The 6,821-nt window shown below is 60.4% G+C and carries 7 protein-coding genes; 3 read left to right on the top strand and 4 right to left on the bottom strand.

Features of this window, described 5'->3' with window-relative positions; genetic code table 11:
- Window positions 1-7 precede the first annotated feature (7 nt).
- The 3 genes from BCUN_RS12385 to BCUN_RS07835 are packed head-to-tail and all read right to left on the bottom strand — an operon-like array spanning window position 8 to window position 3,101.
- Entirely contained in the window at window positions 8-715 is a 708-nt protein-coding gene (locus tag BCUN_RS12385; RefSeq protein ID WP_152598121.1) for a hypothetical protein, read from the bottom strand.
- Window positions 712-2,244, bottom strand: a complete 1,533-nt coding sequence (locus tag BCUN_RS12390; RefSeq protein ID WP_152598120.1) for a hypothetical protein — start codon at window positions 2,242-2,244, stop codon at window positions 712-714. Before BCUN_RS12390 ends, BCUN_RS12385 begins: the two co-directional genes overlap by 4 nt.
- 8 nt (window positions 2,245-2,252) lie before the next feature.
- On the bottom strand, window positions 2,253-3,101 hold the full coding sequence (locus BCUN_RS07835) for an ATP-binding cassette domain-containing protein (protein WP_081895626.1): 849 nt from the start codon (window positions 3,099-3,101) through the stop codon (window positions 2,253-2,255).
- A gap of 607 nt (window positions 3,102-3,708) precedes the next feature.
- Between BCUN_RS07835 and BCUN_RS07840 the strand changes: the two genes are divergently transcribed.
- The 3 genes from BCUN_RS07840 (at window position 3,709) to BCUN_RS07850 (ending at window position 6,278) form a co-directional block, all read left to right on the top strand.
- Window positions 3,709-5,217 (top strand): Y-family DNA polymerase, encoded by a 1,509-nt coding sequence (locus BCUN_RS07840; protein ID WP_033516453.1) that lies wholly within the window; start codon window positions 3,709-3,711, stop codon window positions 5,215-5,217.
- Window positions 5,214-5,609: a hypothetical protein gene (locus BCUN_RS07845; protein ID WP_033516451.1), complete on the top strand. Its 396-nt coding sequence runs from the start codon at window positions 5,214-5,216 to the stop codon at window positions 5,607-5,609. Before BCUN_RS07840 ends, BCUN_RS07845 begins: the two co-directional genes overlap by 4 nt.
- 126 nt (window positions 5,610-5,735) lie before the next feature.
- Window positions 5,736-6,278, top strand: a complete 543-nt coding sequence (locus BCUN_RS07850; RefSeq protein ID WP_033516449.1) for a DUF6591 domain-containing protein — start codon at window positions 5,736-5,738, stop codon at window positions 6,276-6,278.
- A gap of 239 nt (window positions 6,279-6,517) precedes the next feature.
- On the opposite strand, the gene BCUN_RS07855 is transcribed toward BCUN_RS07850, so the two are convergent.
- The coding region (locus tag BCUN_RS07855) for an IS3 family transposase (RefSeq protein WP_034258446.1) at window positions 6,518-6,821 on the bottom strand (304 nt) is incomplete at its 5' end.

The following is a 6,821-nucleotide window of genomic DNA, read 5'->3' on the forward strand; positions in this document are numbered from 1 at the left end:
CCCATGTTCAGCGCTCGCAAGCATCCAGTCGAACATATCCGCAGGTGTATGCCCATCCGCAGATACCGACCAGGCAGAGCAACGCTCCGATTGACATGAGCGACCATAGGTTGCCGGCAGTGGTCCATGGATAAGCACGCCAAGAGGGATGCCATGGTTGGGTGGCAATGCACAATGCGAGACAGCCAACGGCAGCCAGTGAGCCGTACAGTCGTCCCAGACAGAGTATGGCAAGCAGCGTGATTCCCAAGTCAACCATGAGATTGGCAAGCATGCAGCCATATTCCATCGAAGTACCTTCTCGCCAGACCAAGGCGGAAACCAGTGTGCCAAGCAGCGGCATGATCAGGGTCATTGCCATCGCCAATGTCGCGGTTGTACGGATGCGCCTCCGATGAAGCCTTTCCCATCCTCCCATGGACGGGCACAATGATGCGGCCGCACCGACGAAGCAGAGCCATGAGAGCATTTCGGGCAGGGATATGGTTCCCATGCGGATGACGGATCCCGGAGGACATATCGAATTGATTTCCTGAACGGGATTGTCGGCGGAGATTCCGGTCACGCAGAGCATGTCCTCATACAGCACAAGCCGATAGGGGTACCCGCCCGTCAGCAATGATGCAACCGGAACTGCAAGGGCGCTGACCAGCATGAGGATCGACCACGCAAGAGGTCGTCTGGTACCGAGCCATATGCGCAACGTGGACATCATGATGCCGTCTTTCCGTCGGGTGCAAAGGCATCCAGAAGATGTTGAGGCGTGATGCCGCATGTATCTATGCCGTTGATATTGTGTTCAATGAAATCGCGGAACCGTTCATCGTCACTGGCGTCGACTGCCTGTGCCGCTTCGTCCTGTGCGGATCCGGGCAATATGCCCGAGTCCCATCCGGACAGTGCCGCCATACGGTACGGCATCTCCTGTAACAGGAACGCCGTGACATCTGCGTTGTCGGACAACGTCGTGCGGTTGAATACCTGTTCGCGTGCCGTTGCCGCGCATGGCGCCGGTATCCATTGGTCCGTTGCTCGGATGGCTATGTCGAGTACGTTCTGTGCAATGTCATCGCCGGACAGAACGGTGTCGGTATGCAACCTCACCGTTGTACCGCTCGTGGTCATGGCCAACTGCAAACCATCATCGGTCAGATTGTAGGGGCGTGTGCCGTCGGTCGTGGTGAAAGCATTGCCGAGGAGCACAGTCAAGGGGTGCTCCTGCAGCGGTTCCCACTGTTCGGGAAACCATGTCACGAACGAGGAGAAGAGTTGCAGGTATCTCTGGCGCATCATGCTGTCTTCGAGGTGGGAGCATACTCTGATGCCTGCGGGTTGGGTTTCCTCGCATACAGGCGTGAAGGGAGCGCTCCGCACCCACATGTAGGGCCCCGCAGTGCCGATGGCCAAGCTGCATGCCAGGACAGGCGCGAGCCAAGCCGCCAAGGAACGTGCACGCATGGCTGATCTGCCATACCCATCGGCATACACGGCGCATGCGCACCATGAGGAAAGCACGACAACGGCAGTGAATGCCAAACGCACCACGACCATCCAAGGATCAATCGCAATGCCCGGCTCGGTTCCCATGCCCGAATCGGCCAATGGGAACACTGCCATCCACCGAGAACCCCAATGTCGTGGAAATACGCCGTTGGGAATGGTCGGATGCACAACGAGAAAACCGATGCATACGTATCCGGATGCAAGCAATCCGGATACGGGCAACGCCCATCGGTTGCCCATGAGTACGCCGCAGGTGAAACCGACGGCGAACAATATGGCAGGCATCGTCATCCCGAAGAGCAAGGTTTCCCAAGGAAACGAAGCACCTGTCTGCCAAAGGGTCCATCCAATCGACGGTGTCATCGCCGTCGCATAAGTCAATGCGCAAATCAGGCACCCCTTGACCAAGGGAATGCCGTAATGCCGCCACTGGGATCCGCCGTTCCAAGGTGCTCCGACCGGACAACGTGGAGAGAGCGCCTTATGCGAGCACCATGCCCCATAGAGGGCTGCGACCACATCGGTCAGCACGTGCATCCAGGTCAAGTCCAGCTGAAGTGCTGCCGGACGCCAGACCAATCCCTCGCCGCTATCGCCAATCCGATAGTTGCGCGCCCCCAATGCCAGCGGGTACAGGGTCATCAATACGATGAATACCGCAGTTCCTGCACCTGGCAATGGTGCGAGCAGTCCCGAGCCGTATCGCATGAACTTGCTCTTGCTCTTGCTCTTGGTCGTCATGGCAGACCTCATGATTTCCCCGTGGAATCGGACATGATGGAACGGTAACCGGCTTCCCACGAGGTGGTCAGGGAATCACGTTCGTCGGCGTGGGCGGCCAGCTCGTCGGCGTTGCCGTCGAAGACGAATGAGCCGTGTGCCAAGATAAGGATTTCGTCTGCCATGGCAACGACGTCCTCGACCATGTGTGTGCTCAGTATCACGGTATGGTAGCGTGCATATTCGCTGAGCACGGCACGTAATTCCAATCGCTGTTCCGGATCGAGCCCAACGGTCGGCTCGTCAAGCAGAAGTATTTCCGGCTGGCAGGCCATTGCGCATGCAATGCCGATCCGTTGACGCATGCCTCCCGACAGCGTGCGTACCAGTGAAGTTTCACGCTCGCCCATTCCCACTGTTTCCAGTGTGCGGCGTGCCTGCTCTCCGGCATGTTGCCATGATCCCCCATGCAGCCAAGTGGCATACTGTACGTTATGTAGGGCCGTGCTCGCTTCCATGAGTTCGAAATGCTGGGGAAGGAATCCTAATGTATCGCGAACCTTGCGCCGTTCCTGTCGTTTCGAAGTATCCAGCCCTCCGATGAATACTCGACCTGACCGTGGTGCCAAGGCAGTTGCCATGATCCGCAAAAGCGTGGTCTTGCCGGCACCATTGGGTCCCAAGAGGCCGTATAGCCCGACTCCAAACGAATGCGTGACGTCGTTGAGTGCCAAGTGGCGTCCGTATGCATAGCCGACATGGTCCAACCGTAAAGATCCCACCGCATGCCTTTCGCGTTTCTTTGTCCTGTATTGATAATTGTTATTATTTTCATAATAACGTTGATAGAAGAGTAAGAGTAATGGTACGGTGCTCATAAGATGTGACATCATAGTAGATTCCATGAGCACCGTTTTATGCGGAATGTCCTATGTCACGACGCTCCGATTTCCATGGTAACCGGATTGCCGCTGGCTGTATCGTTGACTCCGAATGGACAGCCACTTGAATAGCTGGTTCCATTCTTAATCCATTGGGTATACTGATCTGGCCACAGTCGGCATGCGATTTTTGCTCGTACGTAACGTGACGAGTTGGTGCATGTCAGCTTTGCCTGGTTGCTGTGCTGTACCGCGCTGCAGGGGACGCTGATGCGAGCTGATGCAGTCGATGCTGTAGTTGCATAGGCAGCATTCGTTGCGCCAAATGCCAGAAGCAATGTCAGCAATGGGGAAAGTATCTGAACGGTATGTTTCCTCACGTTTTCACCTCCTTCATGAGGGATAGAAGAAATATTGACCTCTTCAAAATATCGAGCTGTGATTGTCATGCACAAGCTGACGTAAATAAAACCTTTACGTCACAGGGGAGTGTTCTGTGGGGTTGCTGCCTGTATCCGGTGATTGGGATTGAGGATGAGGACTTGAAGTTCAGCCGTTTGCCGTCAAGTGGACAAACCCGAACATCCGTTCGATAATAAGGACCATGGGCACGCCTACCTACCTCGCCATCGACCTCAAGTCCTTCTACGCGTCCGCCGAATGCGTGGCGCGTGGACTCGACCCGCTCGACACCAACCTCGTGGTTGCCGACGCCAGCCGCACCAGCAAGACCATCTGCCTGGCGGTCTCCCCGGCGCTCAAATCCCTCGGCATCGGCGGCCGTCCGCGCCTCTTCGAGGTCGAACAGCGCGTCGCACAGGTCAACGAGGAACGCCGGCTGCACGCACCGGGCCGTCGGCTGCGCGGCAGCTCCGCCAGCCGCGCGCAGCTCGACGCCGACCCCGCGCTCGCCGTCGGCTACGTCGTCGCCAAGCCGCGCATGGCGCATTACCTGGACACCAGCGCGCGCATCTACTCCATTTACCTCAAGTACGCGTCCGAACGCGACATCCACGTCTACTCGGTCGACGAGGTGTTCATCGACGCCACCCACTACCTGCCGTATTTCCGGTGCTCGCCGCATGAACTGGCGCGGCGCATCATCGCCGAGATCCAGCGCACGACCGGCATCACCGCGACTGCCGGCATCGGCACCAACCTCTACCTGGCGAAGGTCGCGATGGACATCGTTGCCAAGCACGTGCCTGCCGACGCCGACGGCGTACGCATCGCACAGCTCGACGAAGCCGGCTACCGGCGTACGCTGTGGGGCCACCGTCCGCTCACCGACTTCTGGCGCGTCGGCCGCAGCACCGCGCACAAGCTGGAACACCACGGCATCATGACCATGGGCGACCTGGCGCGCTGTTCGCTGGGCTTGCCGAACGACTACTACAACGAGGAGCTGCTGTTCCGCTGGTTCGGGGTGAACGCGGAACTGCTCATCGACCATGCGTGGGGCCGCGAACCGTGCACCATCGCGGACATCAAGGACTACCGTCCGCAGGATTCGAGCATCAGTTCCGGGCAGGTGCTCCACGAACCCTACGACCATGCGCATGCGCGCGTCGTGGCGCTCGAGATGGCCGACCAGCTGGCCTTCGACCTCGCCGCCCGCCGCCTGGTGACCGACCAGGTGGGCCTGGGCGTCGGCTATGATCGCAGCAGCCTGGAGGACGGCCGTGGTGCCGCCTATGCGGGGCCCGTCAAGCGAGACCGCTACGGCCGGCTGGTGCCGAAACCCGCGCATGGCACCCAACGGCTGGGGAGACGTACGGCGTCGGCCAGTGCGATCCGCGCCGCGGTCGGTGCGCTGTACGACAGGCTCGTCGACCCGGCGTTGCTGGTCCGCCGGTTCACCGTGAGCGCCGGCGCGGTGCACGGGCGCGAGGAACCGGTGGGATATGAGCAGCCTGACCTGTTCTCCGCGGCGGACGGCGGGAGTGCGGACAGTGCCCGGGACGCCCAGGGGGAGCGCGAGGAACGTGTGCAACAGGCCATCCTGCAGCTCAAGGAACGCTTCGGCGGCAACGCGGTGCTGACCGGCACCAACCTCGAGGAAGGTGCCACGGGGCGTGACCGGAACCGGCAGATCGGAGGCCATGCGGCATGAGCGGCTACGACGACATCATCGACGTGACCTGGGACGGCCCGCGGCGTCACCGGCACATGGCAGTGGGGCAGCGGGCGGCGCAGTTCATGCCCTTCGCGGCGCTCAGCGGCTACGACGACCTGCTGGAACAGGTGGCGCGCCGTCCCGAGGAACGCGTCGAACTGGACGAGGATGCGCGCGAACAGCTCGACCGGCAGTTGTGCGGACTGCGGCAGATGGCGGAGCGCCATCCGCGGGTGAGCGTGATCCATTTTCGTGACGATGCGCGGCAGGGTGGCGGGTACGTGCAGACCGACGGCGAAGTGGCACGGGTCGATGTTGCCGGGCGGTGCCTGGTCCTGGTGTCCGGAGAGCGAATCGATTGGTGTGACATCGTGCGCATTGCCATGTGAACGATGGTGTGCATGCCGCTGATGTCAAGGAGTGGTGACGGTTGCAGACATGACTTGATGTGGACGGACCGAACCCGATAGGATGGAGACAAGCAAGAGCATGCCCGAGTCATGAAGGTAGGAGCAGTGGAACAGCAGAGCAAGACCAAGCATCGCAAGACGTGGATCATCGTCGCCGTCGCCGCCGTGGCGGCCATTGCCACGGCCCTCGTCGCCGTATTCGTCTTCCACCTGCCTTTCGGCGACACCCAGGCCGAAGCCGAGCAGGAGACGACCTCCGAGGTCACCCCCTCCACCACCGATCCGATGGAAGTCATCAAGAACTACGAGCAGTTCATGATGGACTACGCCGACTATGCCGAGATGCTCAACAGCCAGGACGGCATCCCCGCCGACAAGGCCGAGGGCTACGCCGAATGGCTCAAGAGCTTCGACGACATCAACGCCCAGTTCGAGGCGGTCTCCGACACGGAGCTGACCCCCGAGCAGGAAGCCTACTTCGACGAGGTGATCGACCGCGTGGACCAGCGCATGCGTGAAGCCACCGGTTCCGAACTCGCCGGCATCCCGCGCAGTGCCGAGGAAGCCGAGGAGCAGTACGAAGCCCGCAAGGCCGAAGCCGACCGTACCGCAGGCCGTATCTCCGATGAGGATGCCTCTGCGGAGTAGGTGCTGTGGTCCTGTGCCCTGTGGCGTGGTGGCCCCTGCTAGATTTTGTTCATTTTTTCGAACAAAATCTAGCAGGGGCCACCACGCCACAGCACCTATCCGCAGAGGAACGGTTTTGGCCCGGTGCACCTGCGGTCTAGAAATCTTACGTTTTTTGAACTGTCCCCCGTTTTCTGGACGGGGTTAATGAGTGTCACCCACCCTCATGGTGTGGGTGCTCAGTCTACCATGCCCCGGCCCTACCCGGCCAGGGCCAGTAACGCCTGCTCATAGCGGTCGGGGCTCATGCCCCCGACCGCTGCCTGGCAGCGTGTCGAGTTCCAGTAACGGATGTAGCCCTCCAGGTCACGCTTGAACGACTCATAGTCAGCCCATTGACGACCCCGGAAGAACTCGTCCTTGAGATGACCGAACACCTGCTCGGTCGCGGCGTTGTCCAAGCAGTTGCCCTTGCGTGACATGCTGCGCACGATGCCCATGCGCGCGCACGCCCGCGCCCAGGCGGGCTGCTGGTACTGCCAGCCCTGGTCACTGTGCAGCAAC

The organism is Bifidobacterium cuniculi (genome assembly GCF_000741575.1).
Lineage (GTDB): Bacteria > Actinomycetota > Actinomycetes > Actinomycetales > Bifidobacteriaceae > Bifidobacterium > Bifidobacterium cuniculi.

Excerpts from the sequence above, each read along its gene's own strand:
- BCUN_RS12385 (WP_152598121.1), bottom strand. The coding sequence starts at position 715 with ATGATGTCCACGTTGCGCATATGGCTCGGTACCAGACGACCTCTTGCG.
- BCUN_RS12390 (WP_152598120.1), bottom strand. The coding sequence starts at position 2,244 with ATGACGACCAAGAGCAAGAGCAAGAGCAAGTTCATGCGATACGGCTCG.
- BCUN_RS07835 (WP_081895626.1), bottom strand. The coding sequence starts at position 3,101 with ATGAGCACCGTACCATTACTCTTACTCTTCTATCAACGTTATTATGAA.
- BCUN_RS07840 (WP_033516453.1), top strand. The coding sequence starts at position 3,709 with ATGGGCACGCCTACCTACCTCGCCATCGACCTCAAGTCCTTCTACGCG.
- BCUN_RS07845 (WP_033516451.1), top strand. The coding sequence starts at position 5,214 with ATGAGCGGCTACGACGACATCATCGACGTGACCTGGGACGGCCCGCGG.